This window comes from Nocardiopsis sp. iso_25, assembly GCF_056173305.1.
In genome coordinates this window covers 771,143-792,442 of the sequence record NZ_CM149667.1, presented here as the reverse complement: position 1 = coordinate 792,442, position 21,300 = coordinate 771,143, and the positions used below count along the sequence as shown (strand labels likewise).

At 70.6% G+C, this 21,300-nt stretch carries 18 protein-coding genes; 6 read left to right on the top strand and 12 right to left on the bottom strand.

The features are described from left to right. Positions 1-712: 712 nt before the first annotated feature. The 7 genes from ehuA to ectA form a co-directional block, all read right to left on the bottom strand. A complete protein-coding gene (gene ehuA, locus AC0VX6_RS03695) occupies positions 713-1,549 on the bottom strand; it encodes an ectoine/hydroxyectoine ABC transporter ATP-binding protein EhuA (protein WP_475467382.1) in 837 nt (278 codons plus the stop codon). Then, entirely contained in the window at positions 1,536-2,174 is a 639-nt protein-coding gene (gene ehuD, locus AC0VX6_RS03690) for an ectoine/hydroxyectoine ABC transporter permease subunit EhuD (protein ID WP_475467381.1), read from the bottom strand. Before ehuD ends, ehuA begins: the two co-directional genes overlap by 14 nt. After that, entirely contained in the window at positions 2,174-2,902 is a 729-nt protein-coding gene (gene ehuC / locus AC0VX6_RS03685) for an ectoine/hydroxyectoine ABC transporter permease subunit EhuC (protein WP_475467380.1), read from the bottom strand. Before ehuC ends, ehuD begins: the two co-directional genes overlap by 1 nt. A 7-nt stretch (positions 2,903-2,909) precedes the next feature. Continuing rightward, the gene (ehuB, locus tag AC0VX6_RS03680; RefSeq protein ID WP_475469250.1) at positions 2,910-3,764 is read right to left on the bottom strand and encodes an ectoine/hydroxyectoine ABC transporter substrate-binding protein EhuB; all 855 of its coding nucleotides are present in this window, start codon (positions 3,762-3,764) and stop codon (positions 2,910-2,912) included. A 486-nt stretch (positions 3,765-4,250) separates the two neighbouring features. Then, a complete protein-coding gene (locus AC0VX6_RS03675; RefSeq protein ID WP_274976200.1) occupies positions 4,251-4,646 on the bottom strand; it encodes an ectoine synthase in 396 nt (131 codons plus the stop codon). A gap of 129 nt (positions 4,647-4,775) precedes the next feature. Then, on the bottom strand, positions 4,776-6,041 hold the full coding sequence (ectB, locus tag AC0VX6_RS03670) for a diaminobutyrate--2-oxoglutarate transaminase (RefSeq protein ID WP_248773514.1): 1,266 nt from the start codon (positions 6,039-6,041) through the stop codon (positions 4,776-4,778). An 89-nt stretch (positions 6,042-6,130) separates the two neighbouring features. Further along, the gene (gene ectA, locus AC0VX6_RS03665; protein WP_475467379.1) at positions 6,131-6,628 is read right to left on the bottom strand and encodes a diaminobutyrate acetyltransferase; all 498 of its coding nucleotides are present in this window, start codon (positions 6,626-6,628) and stop codon (positions 6,131-6,133) included. Between the two features lie 812 nt (positions 6,629-7,440). Here ectA and AC0VX6_RS03660 point away from each other — a divergent pair. The 3 genes from AC0VX6_RS03660 to AC0VX6_RS03650 all read left to right on the top strand — a co-directional run bounded on the left by AC0VX6_RS03660 (position 7,441) and on the right by AC0VX6_RS03650 (position 9,191). Next, the gene (locus tag AC0VX6_RS03660; protein ID WP_013156198.1) at positions 7,441-7,710 is read left to right on the top strand and encodes a WhiB family transcriptional regulator; all 270 of its coding nucleotides are present in this window, start codon (positions 7,441-7,443) and stop codon (positions 7,708-7,710) included. Positions 7,711-7,899: 189 nt separating this feature from the next. Continuing rightward, positions 7,900-8,514, top strand: a complete 615-nt coding sequence (locus AC0VX6_RS03655) for a copper resistance protein (RefSeq protein WP_475467378.1) — start codon at positions 7,900-7,902, stop codon at positions 8,512-8,514. A gap of 8 nt (positions 8,515-8,522) precedes the next feature. After that, a complete protein-coding gene (locus tag AC0VX6_RS03650) occupies positions 8,523-9,191 on the top strand; it encodes a copper resistance CopC family protein (protein ID WP_475467377.1) in 669 nt (222 codons plus the stop codon). A 262-nt stretch (positions 9,192-9,453) separates the two neighbouring features. Here the strand turns inward: AC0VX6_RS03650 and AC0VX6_RS03645 are convergent, their stop codons facing one another. Further along, entirely contained in the window at positions 9,454-10,215 is a 762-nt protein-coding gene (locus AC0VX6_RS03645) for a PP2C family protein-serine/threonine phosphatase (protein ID WP_017567879.1), read from the bottom strand. An 824-nt stretch (positions 10,216-11,039) separates the two neighbouring features. Between AC0VX6_RS03645 and AC0VX6_RS03640 the strand changes: the two genes are divergently transcribed. Next, on the top strand, positions 11,040-12,317 hold the full coding sequence (locus tag AC0VX6_RS03640; protein WP_274976196.1) for a glycosyltransferase: 1,278 nt from the start codon (positions 11,040-11,042) through the stop codon (positions 12,315-12,317). Between the two features lie 131 nt (positions 12,318-12,448). After that, the gene (locus AC0VX6_RS03635) at positions 12,449-13,420 is read left to right on the top strand and encodes an anti-sigma factor RsbA family regulatory protein (protein WP_475467376.1); all 972 of its coding nucleotides are present in this window, start codon (positions 12,449-12,451) and stop codon (positions 13,418-13,420) included. On the opposite strand, the gene AC0VX6_RS03630 is transcribed toward AC0VX6_RS03635, so the two are convergent. Together AC0VX6_RS03630 and AC0VX6_RS03625 are read right to left on the bottom strand one after the other, a co-directional pair. Further along, positions 13,410-13,757: an STAS domain-containing protein gene (locus tag AC0VX6_RS03630; RefSeq protein WP_212641544.1), complete on the bottom strand. Its 348-nt coding sequence runs from the start codon at positions 13,755-13,757 to the stop codon at positions 13,410-13,412. The two genes, AC0VX6_RS03635 and AC0VX6_RS03630, sit on opposite strands and share 11 nt — an antisense overlap. Positions 13,758-13,853: 96 nt before the next feature. Next, positions 13,854-14,615, bottom strand: coding sequence for a GAF and ANTAR domain-containing protein (locus tag AC0VX6_RS03625; RefSeq protein WP_274976194.1), 762 nt, complete (start codon positions 14,613-14,615; stop codon positions 13,854-13,856). Positions 14,616-14,727: 112 nt separating this feature from the next. Here AC0VX6_RS03625 and AC0VX6_RS03620 point away from each other — a divergent pair, with 112 nt between their 5' ends. Next, the gene (locus AC0VX6_RS03620) at positions 14,728-15,897 is read left to right on the top strand and encodes a GAF domain-containing protein (protein ID WP_274976193.1); all 1,170 of its coding nucleotides are present in this window, start codon (positions 14,728-14,730) and stop codon (positions 15,895-15,897) included. A 9-nt stretch (positions 15,898-15,906) separates the two neighbouring features. Here the strand turns inward: AC0VX6_RS03620 and AC0VX6_RS03615 are convergent, their stop codons facing one another. After that, a complete protein-coding gene (locus AC0VX6_RS03615; RefSeq protein ID WP_274976192.1) occupies positions 15,907-16,545 on the bottom strand; it encodes a response regulator in 639 nt (212 codons plus the stop codon). A gap of 6 nt (positions 16,546-16,551) precedes the next feature. Beyond that, positions 16,552-20,985 (bottom strand): HAMP domain-containing protein, encoded by a 4,434-nt coding sequence (locus tag AC0VX6_RS03610; RefSeq protein WP_475467375.1) that lies wholly within the window; start codon positions 20,983-20,985, stop codon positions 16,552-16,554. Positions 20,986-21,300 lie beyond the last annotated feature (315 nt).

The window sequence follows — 21,300 nt, the reverse complement described above, 5'->3', positions numbered from 1 at the left end:
ACCACCATAAGCAGTGACGTCAAGGGATTAGATCCAGAAATCCTGTCCACATCCGGACACGCAACTAAGACCTCCACTCAAGTGGAACTACTACAGAGGGTCACGCCAAGAAGTTGACATACCACCCTGAGTGGCTCCCCCTGAAGGAGAATCCTGCTAGTCTCGTCAAGTCCCTGACAGCCAGAGAGAAAGGCAAGCAACCAATGAAGCGATTCTCCAGCAAAAAGTATGCGTTCACTCTCGCCATTCTCACAAGCGCAGTCTTTGCGGGTGGCATGCCCGGCGTTGCCCATGCAGCGCAGCCCCAAACCGAGGTAGCCGCGCAAGATTCCTCAGTTCTGGATGAGAGGGTCTACATCAGGAATTACTCCGGCTACCACGCAACACAGTGCCACATTGACGGCCAGCAACTCGTAGACAACGGCAGTTACCACGACTACTGGTGCAAGAACGTAAGTTACGATGGGCGCCCCATGACAGAGCTCTTCGGTGAAAACTGGTGGTAACGACCAACTTTTAAAGCCTCAACCAAAGCGCCTGGCTGGGATTCCTAGCCAGGCGCTTTCCAATGCAACCTCCTACACAAAAATAAACATCACAGACAGAAGGGAAAATTAGACCCCCGGCAATAATTATATTGCCAGGGGTCAATTAATACAAAATATTCTTTGGATATATTTATATACCCACCACGCGTGGATGCCTACTTCTCTCAGAAACCGTTGTCCAGGACGGAGCGGAGGAAGGACTTGGTGCGCTCCTCCTTGGGGTCGCCGAAGATCTGCTCCGGCGTGCCCTCCTCGGCGATCTGGCCCTGGTCGAACATGAGCACCCGGTGCGACACGTCGCGCGCGAAGGCCATCTCGTGCGTCACGCACAGCATGGTGATGTCCGTGGTCTCGGCGACCTCGCGCAGCACGTCCAGGACCCCGGCCACCAGCTCCGGGTCCAGGGCCGAGGTGACCTCGTCCAGGAGCAGGATCTCCGGCTGCATGGCCAGCGCGCGGGCGATCGCCACGCGCTGCTGCTGGCCGCCCGAGAGCTGGGTCGGGTGGGCGTCGATCTTGTCGCCGAGCCCGACCAGCTCCAGCAGTTCCTCCGCCCTGGCGTTGGCCTCGCCCTTGGGGGTGCCCAGCACGTGCACGGGCGCCTCGGTGATGTTCTGCCGGACGGTCATGTTCGGGAACAGGTTGAACTGCTGGAACACCATGCCGACGCGCTTGCGGCGCGCGCGCAGGTAGGACTCGTTCGCCCGGGTCAGGCCCTGACCCTTGCGCATGTGGCTGAAGGGCTCGCCGCCCACCCAGATGACGCCCTCGGTGACCTTCTCCAGGGTCATCAGCAGGCGCAGGATGGTGGTCTTGCCCGAACCGCTGGGGCCGATGAGCGTGACCCGCTCGCCGGGGGCGACGGAGAAGTTCAGGTGGTCGAGCACCGTGAGGTCGCCGAAGCGCTTCACCACGTCGTCGAAGACGATCAGGGACTCGCCCCGGGGGCCGCTGCCGACACCCTGGGGCTCTTCGTTCACGGGGGTGTCAGACGGCGGCATAGCGTCGCTCCAGTCGTCGGATGAGGATGGCGGACGGGACGCTCACGAGCAGGAACAGGATCCCGACCAGGGTGTAGGCCTCGACGATGCGGAAGTCCGCGCTGCCGACCTGCTGGGCCTCGGTGAGCAGCTCGGGCACACTGATCGCCAGCAGCAGCGGCGTGTCCTTGAACATCGCGATGAGGTAGTTGCCCAGCGCCGGGATGGTCTTGCGGATCGCCTGCGGCAGCACGATGGCGCCCCACGTGCGGCTGGCGGGCAGGCTCAGCGCCCGGGCCGCCTCCCACTGCCCCTTGGCCACGCCCTCGATGCCCGAGCGGTAGACCTCGGCGGTGTAGGCCGCGTAGTGCACGCCGATCACGACGACGCCCACGGTCATCGCGGAGATGTCGGCCGGGGTCAGGAGGAAGACGAACACCAGCTGGATGATCAGCGGAGTCGTCCGGATGAACTCCATGACTGCGTGCAGGACGGGGCCGAAGAACGGCGTCCGGCGGGCGATGGCGATCGCCAGGCCCAGGACCAGCGCGATCAGGTAACCGAGCACGGTGATCTGGACGGTCACCCACAGCCCGGCCAGCAGGTCGGGCATGACCTCGAAGGTCCACTCGAAGTCCCAGAACATCACTTGGCCATCCCCGCCTTCGCGTCGGCGGCCGGGGGCCGCAGGAGGGACGTCAGGCCTCCGCCGCCCGGCGCGGAGCGGCCCAGCTTGCGGTTGGCGCGGCGTTCGAGCAGTCGCATGCCGAGGATGAGCACCTGCGCGATCAGGTAGTAGAGGACGAAGGCGCCGATGAAGGCGACCACCGTCTCACCCGTGGCCTGGCGCATGTTCTGCGCCACGGCCGTCAGGTCGGCCACACCGATGAGGTAGGACACCGCGGTGGCCTTCATCAACTCGATGTTGAGGTTGCCGAACGTGGGCAGCATCTGGGCCCAGGCCTGGGGCAGCACGACCAGGCGCGTGCGCTGGAACCAGGAGAGGTTCAGCGCGACGGTGGCCTCGACCTGCGGCTTGGGCACGGCGTTGATGGACGAGCGCACGACCTCGGCCCCGTAGGCGCCCAGGTTGAGCCCCACGGCGAGGATCGCGGCGAAGTTGTCGGCCAGCTGGAAACCGGTCAACTGGGGCAGGGCTAACGCCATCCAGAACATCAGCACCAGGGCGGCGATGCCCCGGAACACCTCCACGTAGACCGTGGCGACGGCCCGGGGGAGCCAGTGGCGGATCGTCCCCATGATCCCGAAGACCATGGCGAGGACGAAGGCCAGCACGATGCCCCCGAGGGTGAGCTGGATGGTGACCCATGCGCCCTCGGCGTAGAGCGGTAGCCGCTGGATCAGGAAGTCCACTGCGGGCTCATCCCTCGCAGAGTTCGGCGGTGGTCGTGTCGTCGGGCAGGTCGGCCTCGGTGAAGCCCCACTCCTCGCCCAGCTCCAGGAGGCGTCCGCTCTCCTTGAACTCGGCGATCACCCGGTTGACCTCCTCCAGGAGCTGGGTGTCCTGCTGGCGGAGGCACAGCCCGCCCCAGCCCTTCTCCTCCTGGCCGTCGATCTCGGGGAAGAAGGGTTCGGTGACCTCAAAGGGGCCACCACGGTCGCGCAGGAGGTACTCGTGAGAGACCTTCAGCATGGACATCGCGTCGACACGCCCCGCTTCCAGCAACTCGTAGCCGGTGGTCTGGTCTGGAATCAGTTCCATTTGACCCTCAGGAACTCCGAAGTGCTCTGCATAGTTCTGTTCGACAGACGCGTTGAGCACAGCGAGCCTGAGGTCGGAGTTCTCGGCGAAGTCCGTGAAGTGCTGGATGTTCTCCGGGTTGCCCTCGGCCACCAGAAAAGCCTCGGGCGAGGTGGCGGTGGGCTCGCTGAAGGCGACCTGGCCGCAGCGCTCAGGAGTGATGAACACTCCGGCGGCGATGACGTCGAAGCGGTTCGCGTTCAGGCCGGGGATGAGAGCATCCCAAGTGACAGAGGAGGCCTGGATCTCGGGGACGCCCAGCTCCTCGAAGACCGCCTTGGCCACGGCGGGGGACTGACCGGCCGGGTTGCCGGAGTCGTCGACGAAGCCGAAGGGGATCTCGTTGGCGAGGCCGACGGCCACGAAGCCCTGTTCGCGCAGCCGGTCCAGGGTCGAGGCGCCCTCCTCCCCCTCCCCGCCGCCTCCGCCGTCGACGCGGGTGCAGGCGGCCAGGCCGAGGGTGGCCAGCCCCACGCCTCCCAGGCGGAGTGCGTCACGGCGGCCCCAGGCTCCTCTGCGTACTGCGGGTACCTGCTTCTTCACGACTGCTCCTCGAAAGACTCGCGGGAGCGGCGCTCTCGCCTGGCTGGACGACAGCGCCGCGCATTCGGATCGGGATGCCTGGTGTGGGCGGTGTGCGGCACCGGGCCGCGGCTGTGGCCGCCACCCGGGGGCAGGGCGGGGCGGCACAAGTACGGGGGTCTCCCTCCCCGGGCAGGACCGGCAGTAACAGGACCCGATTAGTCCGTTATGCACTGGTTATTCACGTGCAGTCTCGGGGTGATCCGCCCTTTGGCCTGCTCAGGGCGGGTCACCTGGTGCTCGTGACTTTGGGTCCGGTTCTCCGTCACCCTGGGGCGCCGCCCGCGCGCCACCCCGAGGACACTCCGGTGTCGCCTTCCGCGAACGCGAACGGGCGGGGCCGACCGGCCCCGCCCGCGTGGTCTGGCAGTCCTGGGATCAGGCGTCTTCCTCGACGACGAGGGGGTAGACGCCGTTCTCGTCGTGCACCTCGCGCCCGGTGACGGGCGGGTTGAACACGCACAGGACGCGGAAGTCCGTCTTGGGGCGGACGGTGTGCTTCTCGTGGCCGTTGAGCAGGTAGAGGGTGCCCGGGGTGATGACGTGCTTCTCCCCGGTCTCCTCGTTGGTCAGCTCGGCCTCGCCCTCGATGCAGTGCACGAGCTCGACGTGGTTGGCGTACCAGAAGGTCGACTCGGTGCCCGCGTACAGGACGGTCTCGTGGAAGGAGAAGCCGACCTTGTCCTTGGCCAGGACGATCCGACGGCTGCGCCAGTTCTCCGTCTTGATGTCGGCGTCGGTGTCGTTGACCTCGTCCATGCTGCGAACGATCACTGTGCTCCCCCTCTACGCGCTCTGAGCGCTCCTGTGGTGGTACGGCACACGGGGAGGGGCCGGACGACGTCCCGAGGGTCGCCGCCCGGCCCCGCACCGTGTGGTGTGGAAATCCCCCTGTGGGAGTCCCTAGGCGGGCTGGGCCGCCTTGACCGCGGCGCGGGCCGCGTCAGCCATGATGTCAAGGCCGGCCGTGAGTTCCTCCTCGCTCGCCGTGAGCGGCGGCAGGAGTTTGGCCACCTCGTCCTCGGGGCCGGAGGTCTCCAGGAGCAGGCCCCGGTCGAAGGCCTCGGCGGCGACCTTCTTGGCGATGTCGGTCTGCTCGAAGGCCAGGCCCCGGGCCAGGCCGCGGCCGCGCACGTGCGCGCCGAACTCGGCGTGCTCGGCGGCCATCTCGGCCAGGCGGGCGGCGACCATGTCGCCCTTGGCCTTGACGGAGTCGGAGAAGGCCGAGTCGCTCCAGTAGCGGCGCAGGGCCTCGACGGCGGTCACCATGGCCGGGTTGAACCCGCGGAAGGTGCCGTTGTGCTCGCCCGGCTCCCACACGTCCAGCTCGCGCTTGAACAGGGTGAGGGCCATGGGCAGGCCGTAGCCGCTGATGGACTTGGACAGCGTGACGATGTCCGGGGTGATCCCGGCCTCCTCGAAGCTGAAGAAGTCGCCGGTGCGGCCGCAGCCCATCTGGATGTCGTCGACGATCATGAGGATCTCGTACTCGCGGCACAGGTCCGAGAGCTCGCGCAGCCACTGGGCGCTGGCGGCGTTGATGCCGCCCTCGCCCTGGACCGTCTCGACGATGACGGCGGCGGGCTTGTCCAGGCCGCTGCCGCTGTCGTCCAGCAGGCTGCGCAGCCACAGGAAGTCCGGCGTCTTGCCGTCCAGGTAGTTGTCGAACGGCATCGTGGCGACGTGGCCCAGCGGCACGCCCGCGCCGCCGCGCTTCATCGAGTTGCCGGTGACGGCCAGGGCGCCCAGGGTCATGCCGTGGAAGCCGTTGGTGAAGTTGACGATGGTCTCGCGACCGGTGTACTTGCGGGCCAGCTTGAGCGCGGCCTCGACAGCGTTGTTGCCCGCGGGCCCGGGGAACTGGACCTTGTAGTCGAGGCCCCGGGGTTTGAGGATGATCTCCTCGAAGGTCTCCAGGAACTCGCGTTTGGCCACGCTGTAGGCGTCGAGGCTGTGCACGATCTTGTCGTCGGTCAGGTACTCGATGAGCGAGGTCTTCAGCTCGGGGTTGTTGTGCCCGTAGTTGAGCGACCCCGCCCCCGCGAAGAAGTCGAGGTAGGGCTTGCCGTCCTCGGAGTAGACGTGGCTACCGACGGCCCGGTCGAACACGACCGGCCAGTTCCGGCAGTATCCGCGGACTTCGGACTCCAGGCGCTGGAAGGTCTCCATCGTGTGTTCCTCGGTTCCTTTATCCCAGGTTCGTGGGCTCATGGCTTGGGCGACGGGGTGGGTCGAACGGGTCCGGTGCGGACGGTCGGTCATGCTCCGGGCCCGGCTCCGAGAGGTCCGATGCGTACGAGGTCCTCGGGGTCGTGGGGGGTGTCCTCCTGGGGGAAGTGTTCCCCGGTGAAGAGCGGACTCCACACGGCCTCGGCGTCCCGGTCCCTGGCGAACGAGGCGAACAGGGCACGGGAGGCGGTGTTGTCGGCGGTGACGGTCGCTTCGAGGTAGCGCAGGCCGCGGTCGGTGATCCGGTCACCGATGAAGTCGAGCATCCGGCGGGCCAGCCCCTGTCCGCGGTACGCGGAGTCGACGGCGACCTGCCAGAGGAAGTACGTGTCGGGGTCGTCGGGCCGCACGTAGCCGGTGACGTAGGCCGCGACACGGCCCTCGTCGTCGCGGGCGACGACGCTGGTCGTGGCGAAGTCCCGGCACCAGAGCGCGTAGGCGTACGGGGAGTTGGCGTCCATGCCGTTCTCCCGCGCCAGCCGCCACATGTGCGGTCCGTCCTCCGGGGACGGGTGCGACAGGCGCACGCCTCCACCGCCCGCGGCGCCTGGGGCACCCGGGGCCGTGGCCCCGGTCTCAGTCCGGTCGCGTGCTTGGAGGTTCGTTCGTAGATGTGGCACGTCGATCGAACTTAGCGAACGAATGTCAATGACATTTCGCGGAGGCCGCTCGCGAATGTTTGGGCAGAGCGCTCACGGGTATGGCCCGTTTATTTAGCAGCGCCTCAAAGCCCTGACCTGGACTTTCGGGGGTCGTCCGGGAGCGGAGGGGACACGGTCCCACGCCCCGCCCAACAGGGGGTTCGGCGCCTCGGCCGCGGGGAGCGGGCTCGGGGCGCCGCCGGGGAGGGCGGGCGTCGGCGCTCGGGGGGCCGACAGCCGTCAGGGTCAAACATAGATCCTCGCGGAGCAATATTAAGCGTGCGTTAAGTCACATGAATCCGGTGGAAAGCTCGCGACATAACGCCACTCGGGGGCTCCGCAGGCGCACCACACGCTACGCCGAAAGGGGCTGGCGGCACACCCGAAACGCCGACACCCGGGAGGACGCGGCCTTTGGCGCGGCCGCGTGTGGGCAGGGGGAGGATCGGGCCCCGCCTCCGGGCAGGGGCGCGCTCGCGGGAGGGGCGGCCCGCACCCCGGGGACGCCCTTGAGATTTCCGGTCTTTTCGAGCAGACTCCGTGTAGTACTACGTTGAGTCGTACTACAATTGGTCGCATCGCCGCGCCGCAGTTCCCGGGTCGATCACCCGTGGGCGGTGGGGCGGAGAAGCCCCCTGGTCCGGCCGTGGTGACACGGCACGGGGACAGGGACCACCAGCCACGGATCGGAGGCGCCCGTGAACCGCCTGTACCACGAGAGCGAGGACTGGGTCCTGCAGGGCAACTGCCGCTCGCAGGACCCGGAGATCTTCTTTCCGGTGAGCAGCACCGGGATCGGGCGCGCCGACACCGAGCAGGCCATCGCCGTCTGCCGCAGCTGTACTGTTCGCCAAGAGTGCCTGCGGTGGGCCCTGCGGGCGGGAGAGGCTCACGGAGTCTGGGGTGGGACCACCCCCGAGGAGCGCCGCTACATGCGCCGCGAACTCGTCCCGGCCGGTCGTCACTGACGAGGGCGACGGGGACCGCCGGAGGGTCTCGGCCCGCCCGGCGGTCCAGCCCCCTCGAACCGTCCCCGGTCCAGGCCCGCCTCGTCCGCTGCCCGGACGACCGCGCCCCGCGCCGGTCCGCCCGGGCCGCGCGTCCGGCGCCCCCAGGGGATCTTGCGACCCTCCGGGGCACGGCCTAGGTTCTTTCTCGTGCGACCCGCTCACGGCACACTCCGCCTCCTGCGCACGGCCCTCCTGGCCGCTGCGTGCACGGGGCTTGCCTGGGGCGGGCACAACCTGTGGGCCGCGGCGCCCGCCTCTCCCGGGGGCCTGGCCGCGGCGACCGCGGTCCTGTTCCCCCTGCTGTGGTACTTCACCCGCACGATGCGCGGGTTCGGCGACATCTTCGCCGTCATGGCCTGCGTGCAGATCCTCCTGCACCTGGTGTTCCAGGGTTCGGGCGAACCCGTCCTCGGCATCCTCGACACCGGCGCCGACCACACCGGGCACGGCCTGATCACCCACGCCCTCGGCCTCGCGCCCGGCATGCTGTTCGCCCACCTGTGGGCGGCCCTGCTGGCGTCGGCGCTGCTCGCCCACGGCGAGGCGGCCCTGTGGTTCCTGACCGCCCTGCTCGCCCGGGCGCTGCCGCCGCTGCGCGTGCCCGGCATCGCGTTCGGCGCCCGCGTACCGGTCGCGTGCGCCGCCGCCGGTACCGCTCCCCAGCCCGTCGCGCTCTCGGCGCACGGCCCGCGCGGCCCTCCCCCTCCCGGGGCGCCCTTGCACGGCGCCCCCGCGCGCACGCCGGAACGTACCGAGAACTGAGGGAAGACATGACCACCACCCGCACCCCCGACACCGCGACCACCCCGCGCCCGCTCGCGCGCGCGGCCGCCGCCGTACTGGCCCCCCTCGCCGCGGCCGCGCTGGCCCTGGCCCCCTCGCCCGCGCTGGCGCACGACGTCCTGACCGGGTCCGATCCCGAGGACGGGGCCACCCTGGACACCGTGCCCGAGGAGGTCGTGCTGAGCTTCAACAAATCGCCGATGGAGGGCGGCAGCGGCAGCGCCGTCGTCGTCACGGGGCCGGACGAGGAGACCACCTACGAGGAGGGGGACCTGACCTTCGACGGCACGGACGTGTCGGTGGGGCTGGCCCCGCTGGACCAGGCCGGTGAGTACACCATCGGGTTCCGCGTGGTCTCCTCCGACGGCCACCCGATCCAGGACACCCTGACCTTCTCGGTGACCGAGGAGGCCGTCGCCGCGGCGGCGCCGGAGCCCGAGGAGAGCGAGACCGCGCAGGAGCCCGCCGCTGAGCCGGAGCAGGAGCCCGCCGACGAGGTGAACGCGGACGAGGCCGCGGCCGAGGAGGAGTCGGGCGGCGTGTCGCCGGTGGCGCTGGCGGTCGTGGCCGTCGTCGCGGTCGCGGGCATCGCCGCGGTCGTGCTCGTGGCCGTGCGCATGCGCAAGCGCCCGGGCGGGGACGCCGGACAGAAGTAGGACCGCTGGGAAGGACCGAGGGGCCCGCACGCCCTCCCCGCGGGGGAGGCGTGTACGGGCCCCTCGTCGTGTTCGGTGCCCGGTCCGCCCGCCCGGCGACGGGGAGGGCGGACACGGGAGGCGTCGGCGGCGTCCGCTCGCGCGGGGGCCGGGGGTAGGGGGAGGCCGGCGGTTGGAGGGGGTCGGGGGTCGGCGGGATCGGCACGGTCGGGGGACGCCGGCCCACCGCCGGGGCCGACTCGGTCGGCCCGGTCGGGACGGGTCAGACGCGGCGTGCCAGCAGGATGCTGATGTTGTCCTTGCCGCCCGCCTCCATGGCCGCCTGCCACAGGGCGTACACGGCGGCCTCGTCGCTGCCCGCCTCGGCGATCATCCGCTCCATCTCCTCGGGCAGGACCAGGTCGGACAGGCCGTCGCTGCACATGAGCCAGGCGCTGGGGTCGGCCGCGTCGTCCCGGCCCACGTGCGGGACCATCGTGCCGCCCGAACTGCCGCCCAGGGACTGGGTGATGAAGTTCGTGGTGACCGGACGGCCGTCTTCGGACGGGGGCAGCGCGGGCGAGTCGTCCTCCGAGAGCTGGCGCAGGCGGCGCCCCTCCAGGCGGTAGGTGCGGGAGTCGCCGACGTTGAACCAGAAGTTGCCGTCGTTGTTGAGCAGGACGCCCGCGACCGTGGTCCCCATGCCGGAGAACTCGGTGTGCTGGGTGGCGTGGTCCTTGATCTCCTCGTCGATGTTGCTCAGCAGCTGGGCGATCTCCTCCGGACCGTTGAGCCGCGGCCCCATCTCGGCCATGCGGTGCACGGCGTGCTCGGAGGCGATCTCCCCCGCGGCCTGACCGCCGATCCCGTCGGCGACCGCCAGGATGACGGGCTCCCCGACCGGGAGGACGCAGCGCACCGGCGAGGTCATGTTCGCACTGGCGACGGTCAGGGCACCCATGACGACGGCGTCCTCGTTGGCGGGGCGGATAGCGCCCCGGTGCGTGAGGGCCGTGACAATGACTTCCCCACCAGCGACACCCATACGCCCTTCCTCCCGTTTCATCGGCCGTGGCCGGTTGCCCGGCGCCCCGCGCCGGGCCTTGGTCGAGTCCCGTTCAACGTCTGGATTCTGTCACCGTACCGAGCCACCGCCGGAGTGGGTCAAAATCCGCGTACATCATGGCGGAAAACACCCGGATACGCAGTCCCCGCCCCGGTTCCCGCCGCCGCAGGCGCCGTGCCGGACGATCCGCGGTGCGCGCCGGGCGGTCCCGGTGTTCCGGTCCGACAGTAGCGGCGGTGCGGCCGACCCGACAGGGGCCACCCACGGGTACCGCGAAACCGCAGACCAACCGGGAGAACTCCGGGGTTACGGACAGCACCGAACCCCCGCGTCCCTTGGTGTCGGATTCGCGTCACGTTGTCGAGACGCGAACCGTCTGGCAGAATGAACCCCGTTGGGTGTCTAAGACGCAGACACACACGACCAGCCCCGTGCGGCATCATCCTGTCACGCACGGTGGCCCCAGTCTTCCTCGACCGGTCGTTTGGTGTGATCTCCGTGCGTCTTCCCTTCTTTCTTCCTCTCCCCCCTCCGTTCAACGGCAGCCGTACGCGCCATGCGCCTACGGCTTCCCGTGTTGCCGGGAGGCCTCCACCGGCGCGCCGTCCGGCACCGTGTGCCGCCCTCCCCTGACCGCGCCCCGCCTCCCCCGCCACCTTCCCGCCGGACCCGGCCCCACGGCCCGGAAACCGGCGCCACGGCCCCAGCCCCGCCCGTGAGGACTCCGATCCCCGCTCCGGAGTCGCCTCGGGCGCACCTACGACGGACATCCGGATGAGACCGTGTCCAAGGAGTTCAGCCCAGTGAAGATCGCCATGGTCGCCGAACACGCCAACCCCCTCCCCGCGCACAGGGGCGAGCCCGCCTGCCCCGCGAGCCTGCACGTGTGCGCCCTGTCCCGTCAGCTCGCCAAGCGGGGCCACCGGGTGACGGTCTACGCCCGCCGCAGCGACCCCGACCAGCCCGACGGCCGCACCCGCATGGCGCGCGGCGTCTCCGTCGCCTACCTGGACGCCGGTCCGGCCCGGCCGCTGTCCCCCGAGGAGCACGCCGAGCACACCGGCGCCTTCGGCAGCGCCCTGGCCTCCGTCCTGGACGAGGACCGCCCCGACGTCCTGCACGCGATCGGCTGGACCAGCGGCCTGGCCGCCCTGCACGCGCAGGCGCACAGCGAGAGCGACCAGAGCGGCACGCCCCTGGTGCAGACCTTCCACTCCCTCAACGCCAGCGAGCAGCGCTCCGGCCTCGGCCACCACCCCGAGCGCGCCCGCATGGAGACCATCCTCGCCTCGCGCGCCGACCGCGTGCTGGTCAACTCCACCGACCAGCAGGTCGAGCTGGCCCGCCTGGGCGTCCCCCGCCACCACGTCAACGTCGTGCCCTTCGGTGTGGACCCCGACCACTTCAGCGTGGAGGGCAGCGCCTCCGCCGAGCACTGGCACTCCCGGCGCGAGGAGCGCGCCCGCCTGGTCTCGGTCACCTCCCTGACCGAGGCCGGCGGCGCCGACCGGCTCGTGGAGGCCATGACCCGCCTCCCCGAGGCCGAGCTGCTGCTCGTCTCCACCGCCGACGACCTGGACGTGGCCCTGGACGAGAACGCCCGCCGGATCGAGCTCCTGGCCAAGGAGGCCGGGGTGAACGACCGCGTCCACCTGGCCGGGCCCGTGGAGCGCAAGGAGCTGCCCCGCCTGCTGCGCTCCGCGGACGTGTACGTGTCCGCCGCCTCCTACGAGCCCTACGGCGGGGCCGTGCTGGAGGCCATGGCGTGCGGCCTGCCCGTGGTGGCCACCGCCACCGGCGCCACCCCGGGGGCGGTCCTGCACCGCACCAGCGGCGTGCTGATGCGCTTCGGCCGCCCCGACGAGATCGTGCGCTCCGTGCGCGCGGTCCTCAACACCCCGACCATGAGCACCGCGTACGGCATCGCCGCCGTGGACCGGGCCCGCTCCCGGTTCACCTGGCAGCGGATCGCCGTCGAGACGGAGCTGGCCTACGAGCGCTCCCGCCCGCAGCAGACGGAACAGGACCGCGCCGACGAGGACGAGACGGACGGTCTGCTACTGTCCGGGACCGCGCGCTGAGCCGTGCCCGCCCCGACGGCGTGCCCGGCCCACCGGCCCCCGGGGGTTTCCCCCGAGGGGCCGCAGCGGGTACACAGACAGTGGCGCCCGGCGGCCGGACGGCCGGCCCCGGGCGCGGACGCCACGTACCGATGACCTTCGAACACCAGGGACTGCTCTTCCGCCGCGGGCAGCGGTTCCACGAGGTGGCCCGGCAGCGGTTGCGCTCAGCCGTACGCGAAAACGCCCACACGGTGCTCGCGGTCTCCGGCGAGCGCGCCGCGGCGCTCATCGGGGCGCTGTCGGACTCCGAGCGCGAGCGCGTGCACGTCCTGGAGCGGAAACGGTTCTACGACGCCCCGGGACGCACCCTGGCCGCCCTGCACCGCCTGGCGCTGGTCCACGACCCCGTGCCGGTGGTCGTGGTGGCCGAGCCGCCCCTGCCGGTCTCGGGGATGGAGCTGCGCGAGTGGCACCGGCTGGAGTCGGTGCTGTCCACGGCGCTGGCCCCGCAGCGGCTGAGCCTGCTGTGCGTCCACGACGACCGCGACCTGGCCCCGCGGACGCGGTCCGCGGTCGTGGCCACCCACCCGGTGCTGGTGGAGTCCGACGGGCCCCGTCCCAACCCCGCCTACCTGGGCACGGCCGCCTTCGGCACCCGGCCGGTCGCCCCGGAGCCGCTGCCGGTCAGCGGGCCCGTGCACCGGCTGGAGATCGGGATGTCCCTGCCGCGGCTGCGCGCCGACCTGGCGGCGCTCGGCGAGTCCACGGGGTTCCCGCCCGAGCGCATCGACAGCCTGGTGGTGGCGGTCAACGAGCTGGCGGCCAACGTTCTGGAGCACGGCGCGGGCAAGGGCACCGTGCAGGTCTGGCGCGCCCCGGGGCGGTGGGTGTGCGACGTGTTCGACGAGCGCGGCGGGCTCTTCGACCCGCTCACCGGCTACCGCCCGGCCGACAGCATGCGCCCGCGCGGGTACGGGCTGTGGATCACCCGGCAGACCTGTGACTTCCTGGAGATCAGCGGCAGCGGCGAGGGCTCCCTGGTACGGCTGCACTTCGTGGACGGGGCCGGGGAGTCCGAGACCGTCCGGGAGTCCGGGACGCGGGCCCCGCTCAGCCCCTGAGGGACTCCGCCGCGGCGCCGGTGCTGGCCGCGATCGGGATGACCTGGTCGATCCCGGCTATCACGAACAGGCGGTTGACCTGCGGCTGGGGCTCGGCGACCATCAGGCCCACGCCCAGGTCGCGGGCCTGCCGGTAGGCGGAGACGAGCACGCCGATGCAGCGCGAGTCACAGAAGGACACCTTGGCGAGGTCGACCACCACCCCCCGTGGCGGCTCGGCGGCCAGGAGGCCGTCGAGGACGTCGGCCAGCGCGGGAGAGGTCACCGCGTCCATCTCCCCCGCGGGGGTGACGACGACGACGTCATCCTCGCGACGGATCGAGATGTCTGACGTCACGGTCACTTCTCCTTCTTGTTCCGGGACGGCCCCGAGCCCTCATCATGGCGCTTTTCGATCACGCTCGGGACTCATCGCCCGGTGTTGCCCGCCCGTTCACCTTCGGTCGGGGCGCATCCGGGGCTGGGGACCGGTGTTCTCGGCCACGAGGTCGCGGGCCACGTCCACCACCCGCTTGCGGTTGCGCTGGGCGACCTCGCGCAGCGCGGCGAAGGCGGTGTCGGCGTCGCAGCCGCGGGCGTGCATGATGATGCCCTTGGCCTGGTCGATCACCGTACGCGCCGACATGGCCCGGCGCATGTGGGCGGTCTCCCTGGCCACGTCGGCCTGGCGTCCGGCACTGTACAGCGACACGGCGGCGTGCTCGGCGAGCAGGGCGGTCAGCGGGGCGACGACCTCCTCGTCGAAGGCGTCGGCCCGGCCGGAGTGCACGCCGAAGGTGATCACCCGGTCGTCGCCCTCGCCGGGCAGCAGGCTGGGCAGGGTGATGGAGGAGCGGTCCCCGCACTGGACCGCCATGCTGGTGTAGCGGGGCCAGCGGTGGGGCTCGCGCAGGATGTCGCCCACCCGCACCCGCCCCATCTCGCGGACGGCCTCGACGGTGGGCCCCTGGTCGGTGGTGTACTGGTGCTCGAATGCCGCGGACAGGTCCGCGTGGGAGGCCCCGTAGTCGGTGACCACGTGCCGAACGGAGCCGTCGGCCCCCCCGACCTCGCGCCAGACCACGACGAGGGCGGCCGAGCAGCCGGGGACGCCCAGGGCCGCGGCCCTGCTCATCTGGTCCAGGGCCCGTTCCAGGGTCGTGCCGTCCGCCTGTCCCAGCGCTCCGATGTCCCGGGCCAGGCGTTCGATCCACACAGTCGGGCCTCCTTGCCGTTTCCGGGCTCGGACTAACCGTAACCTTGGAAGACCGCGGGAGCGGACATCCGCCCTCTTCGGGAAGACCCCATCCACGACGGGAGACCTGAGCGTGTCGGAGAACCTCGCCGGGTTGCAGCGTGAGATCACCGCACTGGGTGAACGCATCGCGGCCCTGCGCAACACGCACACCATGTATCCCGACGACGCCCAGGGCACCGCCGAGGCGGCCCTGGCCGAACTGGAGTACGCCGAACGCCTGCTGGGCGACGCGGGGGCCGAACTGGCCGGGGCCCACGCCCAGCCCGAGCCGCGACGCCAGGGCGACGACGGCGACCGGGCCCTGCTGCGCGCGATGTTCCAGGAGCTGAGCGTCCCCGCGGTGCTGCTGGACCACGAGGGCTACATCCGGCGCATCAACAACTCCGGCGCCTCGCGGCTGGGCAGCGCGCCGGGCTACCTCACCGGCAAGCCCTTCGCCCACTTCGTCGACCTGCGCAAGCGCGCGGCCATGCAGTCCTGGCTGGCCGCGGTGCTGCGCGGCGACGGCGACGCCGCGCTGGAGTCCCGGCTGGCCCAGCGCGGCTGGGCCGAGGACGTGCACCTGACCCTGACGCGGCTGGAGCTGCCCACCGAGCCCAACCCGCTGGTGCTGGTGGCGATGTCGCCGCCGATGAACGGCGCCGAGGAGGAGGGCCCCGCCCCGCTGGAGACGGAGGTGGAGGACCAGGTGGTGGTGCTGGCCGCGCGCAGGCTGGACGTGCTGACCCGGATGACGCGGCTGCTGCTGCGCTCGGCCGGTCCGGGCGGTGCGGGGAAACCGCTCGCGCTCGCTGACGCCGCCGACCTGCTGGCCGACTCCTACGCCGACTGGGTGGTCGTGGACGTGTGCGACCTGCCGACCTCGTCCGTGGCGCCCCGCCGCGCCGTGGTCGCGGGTCCGGCCGACGCGCTCCCGGCGCAGAGGGAGGCGGTGGCCTCGGCGGCGCCCGGCGGCTCCGACATCCCGGGCGAGGTGCTGGAGCGGGGCCAGTCCCTGCTGTTCCCGCTGATCGAGGACGAGGCCGTGCTGGGCCACGCCCCGTCGGGGGCGCCGCTGCTGTCGATGCTGGGCGCGGGCTCGCTGCTGTCGGTCCCCCTGCGCGGCAGCCGGGGCGTGCGCGGCGCGCTCACCCTGATCCGCCGCAGCAACCGGGGCAGCTTCCGCCTGGCCGACCTGGGCCTGATCGAGGAGATCGGCGAGCACATCGGCCTGGCGCTGCCGCCCCGGCCCTCCGCCTGAGGGTCCTTGTCATGCGGGGCCGTGGAGGGTGTCCACCAGCGTGGACAGGCGCGAGACCGCGCTGTCCACCCGGCGCACGCCGTCCACGAGGCTCTGGTCCACGTCCTGGTAGTTGGTCACGATGTGCTCGCGCAGCTGGGCGAGGTCGGCCTGGACCTGGTGGGAGCGCTGCGCCAGCTGCTCGGCCAGGACCTTGCCGGGCTCACCGGTCTCCTGGCCCAGGTCGCGCTGGAGGGCGCGGGCCTGCTCGCGCATCTGCGCCTTGAGCTGGTGCAGCTCCACGAACACCTCGACCTTGGAGCGCAGCACCCAGGGGTCGAACGGCTTGAGCAGGAAGTCCACCGCGCGCGAGGCGTAGCCGCGGAAGACCTGGTGCCGGTCGACCTCCTGGGCGGTCAGGAAGATGATCGGCACGTCCTTGGTCTTCTCGCGCTGCTTGATGTGCGCGGCGGTCTCGAAGCCGTCCATCCCAGGCATGACCACGTCGAGCAGGATGACCGCGAAGTCGGTGCCCAGAAGGTGCTTGAGCGCCTCCTCACCGGAGTTGGCCCTGACCAGGTTCTGGTCGAGTGAGGTGAGTGCGGCCTCCAGCGCGATCAGGTTCTCGTCGCGGTCGTCGACGAGAAGGATGTTGGCCTTCTGGGTCACGTCGGGTTACTCCAGGTCTTCGCTCGGGGTGCTGGTGCCAGTCTCCCCGTTCGGATCGTTGTCATGCCCGGCACCGGCCTCCTCCGGCCCGGGCGTCGCGCGGCTGTGCCCGTCCGAGGCCGCACCGTCCCCGCCGTCGGCCGCCGCTCCGGCGATGGTCTCCTCGCGCCCCGCGGTGAGCCAGCGCCGCATGACGTCCAGCAGGTGGTCCAGGTCGACCGGCTTGGTCACGTAGTCCGTGGCGCCCGCCGCGAGGCTGCGCTCGCGGTCACCCTGCATCGCCTTGGCGGTGAGCGAGATGATCGGCAGACCGGCGAACTGCGGCATCTCCCGGATCCGCTGGGTGGTCTGGTTGCCGTCCAGCTCGGGCATCATCACGTCCATCAGGACGAGCGCGATGTCCTCGTTGGCCTCCAGCCTGGCGATTCCGGCGTGTCCGTTGTCAGCGTAGAGGACCTCCAGGCCCTGCGCCTCCAGAGCGCTGGTGAGCGCGAAGACGTTGCGGACGTCGTCGTCGACGATGAGGACCCGCTGGCCGTTCAGGACGGCCCGCCGCTCGGGGTCGGTGCGCGGCTCGGACTCGGCCGGCTGCTCGGGCGCCTCGCCCTCGGCCGCCGCCTGGGTCTCGGGCGCCTTGAGCACCGGGACGGTGGGCAGCGGCTCGTCGCTGATGTCGGTGAGGGCGGCCAGGGCCGCGTCGAAGTCCTCGTCCGGCATGGAGAAGCCGTCGTCCAGCGGGGAGGACTCGAAGCCGCCGGTGTCCGCGCCCCGGCCCGAGTCGAGCATCGGCGCCGAGTCCATGCCGCTCAGGGCGCGGCCCGGGGACCCGGCCTCCTCGGCCCGCTCCCCCGCGTCGTCGGGCAGGCGCACCGGGAGCAGCAGCGTGAAGGTGGAGCCCTGGTTGGGCACGCTCTGCACGCGGATCTCGCCGCCCAGAAGCCGGGCGAAGTTGCGGCTGATGGACAGGCCGAGGCCGGTCCCGCCGAAGCGCCGCGAGGTGCCGCCGTCGCCCTGGTGGAAGGCCTCGAAGATGACCTGGAGCTTGTCCTCGGCGATCCCGATGCCGGTGTCGGCGACGGTGAACGCGATGACCTCCTCGTTCTCGACGAACATCTCCAGGTCGGCGTCCTCCAGCGCCCACGCGGGCTCGATGAGCAGCCGCACCTCCCCCTGCGGGGTGAACTTGACGGCGTTGGAGAGCAGGTTGCGCAGTATCTGCTGGAGCCGCTGCTCGTCGGTCCACAGCGTGCCGGGGATGTCCGGCGACACGTCCACCGCGAAGGCGAGCCCCTGGTCCCCGGTGACCGGGCGGAAGGTGGCCTCGACGTAGTCGACGAGCTGGGCGATGGAGACCTCGCTGGGCTGCACCTCGGCGCGCCCGGCCTCCACCTTGGACAGGTCGAGGATCTCGTCGATGAGCAGCAGCAGGTCGCTGCCCGCCTTGTGGATGGTCTGGGCGAACTCGACCTGCTTGGCGGACAGGTTCTGCTCGGCGTTGTCGGCGAGCAGGCGGGCCAGGATCAGCAGGCTGTTGAGCGGCGTGCGCAGCTCGTGCGACATGTTCGCCAGGAACTCGGACTTGTACTTGGAGGAGACCTGGAGCTGGTGGGCGCGCTCCTCCAGGGCGTTGCGGGAGCGCTGGATCTGCTGGTTCTGGAGCTCGATCGCCCGGTTCTGGTTGGCGAGCTGGGTGGCCTTCTGGCGGAGCTCGGCGTTCTTGCCGCGCAGCTCCTCCTGCTGGCGCTGGAGCTCGTTGGAGCGCTCCCTGAGCTGACTGGTGAGCTGCTGGGACTGTTCGAGCAGGTCCTCGGTGCGGTTGTTGGCCAGGATGGTGTTGATGGTGGTGCCGAGCAGGCTCACCAGCTGGCGCAGGAAGTTCTTGTGGCTCTCGCGGAAGTCGTCGTAGGAGGCGAACTCGATGGCGCCCAGCGAGCGCCCCTCGGAGACGATCGGCAGGATGTACAGGTTGCGCGGGGAGGCCTCCCCCAGCCCCGACTCGACCTTGACGTAGCCCGGCGGGATGTTGCCGACCTGCTGCTCCACCTGCTGGGCGAGGGCCTCGCCCACCAGGCCGATGCCCGCGCGGACGCGGCGCCGGTCCTCGTCGGGGTCGAAGCCGAAGCCCGCGTAGAACAGGAAGTTCTCCTGGTCGTCCTGGTCCTCGGGCAGGTAGCAGGCGCCGTGCTGGGCGCCGATGAGCGGCGTCACCTCGGTCATGATGAGGCGGGCCAGCTCCTTGAGGTCGCGGTGGCCCTGGATGTGCCCGGAGATGCGGGCCACGTTGGACTTGAGCCAGTCGGCGTCGCGCTGGGTGGCGGTGGTCTCGCGCAGGTTGGACACCATCAGGTTGATGTTGTGCTTGAGCTGCTCCATCTCACCGCGGGCGTCGACCTGGATGTTGCGGGTCAGGTCGCCCTTGGCGACGGCGTTGGCGACCTCGGCGATCGCCCGCACCTGCGTGGTCAGGTTGCCCGCCAGGCCGTTCACGCTGTCGGTGAGCTGCTTCCAGGTGCCGGTCACGCCCTCGACCTTGGCCTGTCCGCCCAGCTGGCCCTGGCTGCCCACCTCGTGGGCCACTCGGGTGACCTCGGTGGCGAACGCCGACAGCTGGTCGACCATGGTGTTGACCGTCGTCTTGACCTCAAGGATCTCCCCCTGGGCGTTGACGTCGATCTTCTTGGTGAGGTCGCCCGCGGCGACGGCCGTGGTCACCTCGGAGATGTTGCGCACCTGCGTGGTGAGGTTGTGCGACATCGAGTTGACGTTCTCGGTGAGGTCGTTCCAGATTCCTGAGACGCCCTTGACGTCGGCGCGGCCGCCCAGCTTGCCCTCGGTGCCGACCTCGCGGGCCACGCGCGTGACCTCGTCGGCGAACGCGGAGAGCTGGTCCACCATGACGTTGATGGTGTCCTTCAGCTCCAGGATCTCGCCCTTGGCGTTGACCGTGACCTTCTTGGTCAGGTCACCCGCGGCCACCGCGCGCGTGACCATGGAGATCTGGCGCACCTGGTAGGTCAGGTTGTTGGCCATGGAGTTGACGTTGTCGGTCAGGTCCTTCCAGACCCCGGACACGTCGCGGACGTGGGCCTGCCCGGCCAGCTTGCCCTCGGTGCCCACCTCGCGGGCGACCCTGGTCACCTCCCCGGCGAAGGAGTCCAGCTGGTCGACCATCTTGTTGATGGTGTCCTTGAGGTCGAGCATCTCCCCCTGGGCGTCCACGGTGATCTTCTTGGTGAGGTCACCGGTGGCGACCGCCGTCGTCACCTGGGAGATGTTGCGGACCTGGTAGGTGAGGCTGTTGGCCATGGAGTTGACGTTGTCGGTCAGGTCCTTCCAGATGCCCGACACGCCCTTGACGTTGGCCCGTCCGCCCAGCTTGCCCTCCGTGCCGACCTCGCGCGCCACGCGCGTGACCTCGTCGGCGAAGGAGTCGAGCTGGTCGACCATGGTGTTCACGGTGTTCTTCAGGGCGAGCATCTCGCCCTGCACGTCGACCTGGACCTTCTGGGTGAGGTCGCCCCGGGCCACGGAGGTCGTGACCTGGGAGATGTCGCGCACCTGGTTGGTGAGGTTGTCCGCCATCGAGTTGACGTTCTCGGTGAGGTCCTTCCAGATGCCGCGCACGCCGCGCACGTTGGCGCGTCCGCCGAGCTTGCCCTCGGTGCCCACCTCGCGGGCCACCCGGGTCACCTCGTCGGCGAAGGTGGACAGCTGGTCCACCATCGTGTTGACGGTGTCCTTGAGGTCGAGCATCTCGCCCTGCACGTCCACCGTGATCTTGCGGCTGAGGTCGCCGCGGGCGACGGCGGTGGTCACCTCGGAGATGTCGCGCATCTGGTCGGTCAGGCGCGAGGACATCTGGTTGACCGACTCGGTCACCTCGCGCCAGGCCCCGGAGACCCCCTCGACCTGCGCGGCGCCGCCGAGCTTGCCCTCGGTGCCCACCTCGCGGGCCACCCGGGTGACCTCGCCGGCGAAGCCGCTCATCTGGTCGGCCATGCGGTTGACCGTGGTGGCCAGGCGCAGCAGGTCGCCCTTGAGCTCGCCGCGGCGGCCCTCGGTGGAGGCGCGGCGGCTGAGCTGGCCCTCCGCGACCGAGTCCAGGACCCCGGCGACGTCGGTCACGGGTTCGGCGACCTCGTCGAGCAGGACGTTGAGCGCCAAGGCGCTCTCACCCCAGGCGCCCCGGGCGGGGTTGACGTTGACGCGCTCGTTGAGCCTGCCCTCGTTGCGCACGACGTCGCCGACGCGCTGGAGTTCGTCGCTGAGCTGTTCGCTGTGGTCGACCACCTCGTTGAAGACGGACGCGATCTCCCGCATGGTGCCGCCGCCGCGCTTGCGCAGACGGACGCTGAAGTCGCCGTCGCGCATGCGGTACAGGGCACGCAGAATCTCGTCGAGCTGGTCGTCGGCCGCCAGTTCCTTGACCGCCTCGGGCATCGAACCCCCTCCTCAGCCTGCTCCGCCACCTCGGCCTCCCGTCCCGGCCCCCTGGGCCGGGCGCCCGCGGGCGGATCGGCCCGCGGAGCGCGCACGGGACGGGGAGGGCCACGCGGTGTCCGCCGCGTCGGCCCCCTGGTGACACCCCGTCACGCTACCGGCGAGAGGTACCACCCGAAAGAAGCGCATGTGTCGACTTACACTAACCGGCCGGGGCGCCCGGCACAGGAGGCTTGGTGATGTTGTCCCCCCGGCCGACGCGTCCGGAGGCGGGCAGGTCCGGCTCGGCCCCGGGCGGACCCCGGGCGTGCGGAC

Excerpts from the sequence above, each read along its gene's own strand:
- AC0VX6_RS03610 (WP_475467375.1), bottom strand. The coding sequence starts at position 20,985 with ATGCCCGAGGCGGTCAAGGAACTGGCGGCCGACGACCAGCTCGACGAG.
- AC0VX6_RS03650 (WP_475467377.1), top strand. The coding sequence starts at position 8,523 with ATGACCACCACCCGCACCCCCGACACCGCGACCACCCCGCGCCCGCTC.
- AC0VX6_RS03635 (WP_475467376.1), top strand. The coding sequence starts at position 12,449 with ATGACCTTCGAACACCAGGGACTGCTCTTCCGCCGCGGGCAGCGGTTC.
- AC0VX6_RS03645 (WP_017567879.1), bottom strand. The coding sequence starts at position 10,215 with ATGGGTGTCGCTGGTGGGGAAGTCATTGTCACGGCCCTCACGCACCGG.
- ehuA (WP_475467382.1), bottom strand. The coding sequence starts at position 1,549 with ATGCCGCCGTCTGACACCCCCGTGAACGAAGAGCCCCAGGGTGTCGGC.
- ehuD (WP_475467381.1), bottom strand. The coding sequence starts at position 2,174 with ATGTTCTGGGACTTCGAGTGGACCTTCGAGGTCATGCCCGACCTGCTG.
- ectB (WP_248773514.1), bottom strand. The coding sequence starts at position 6,041 with ATGGAGACCTTCCAGCGCCTGGAGTCCGAAGTCCGCGGATACTGCCGG.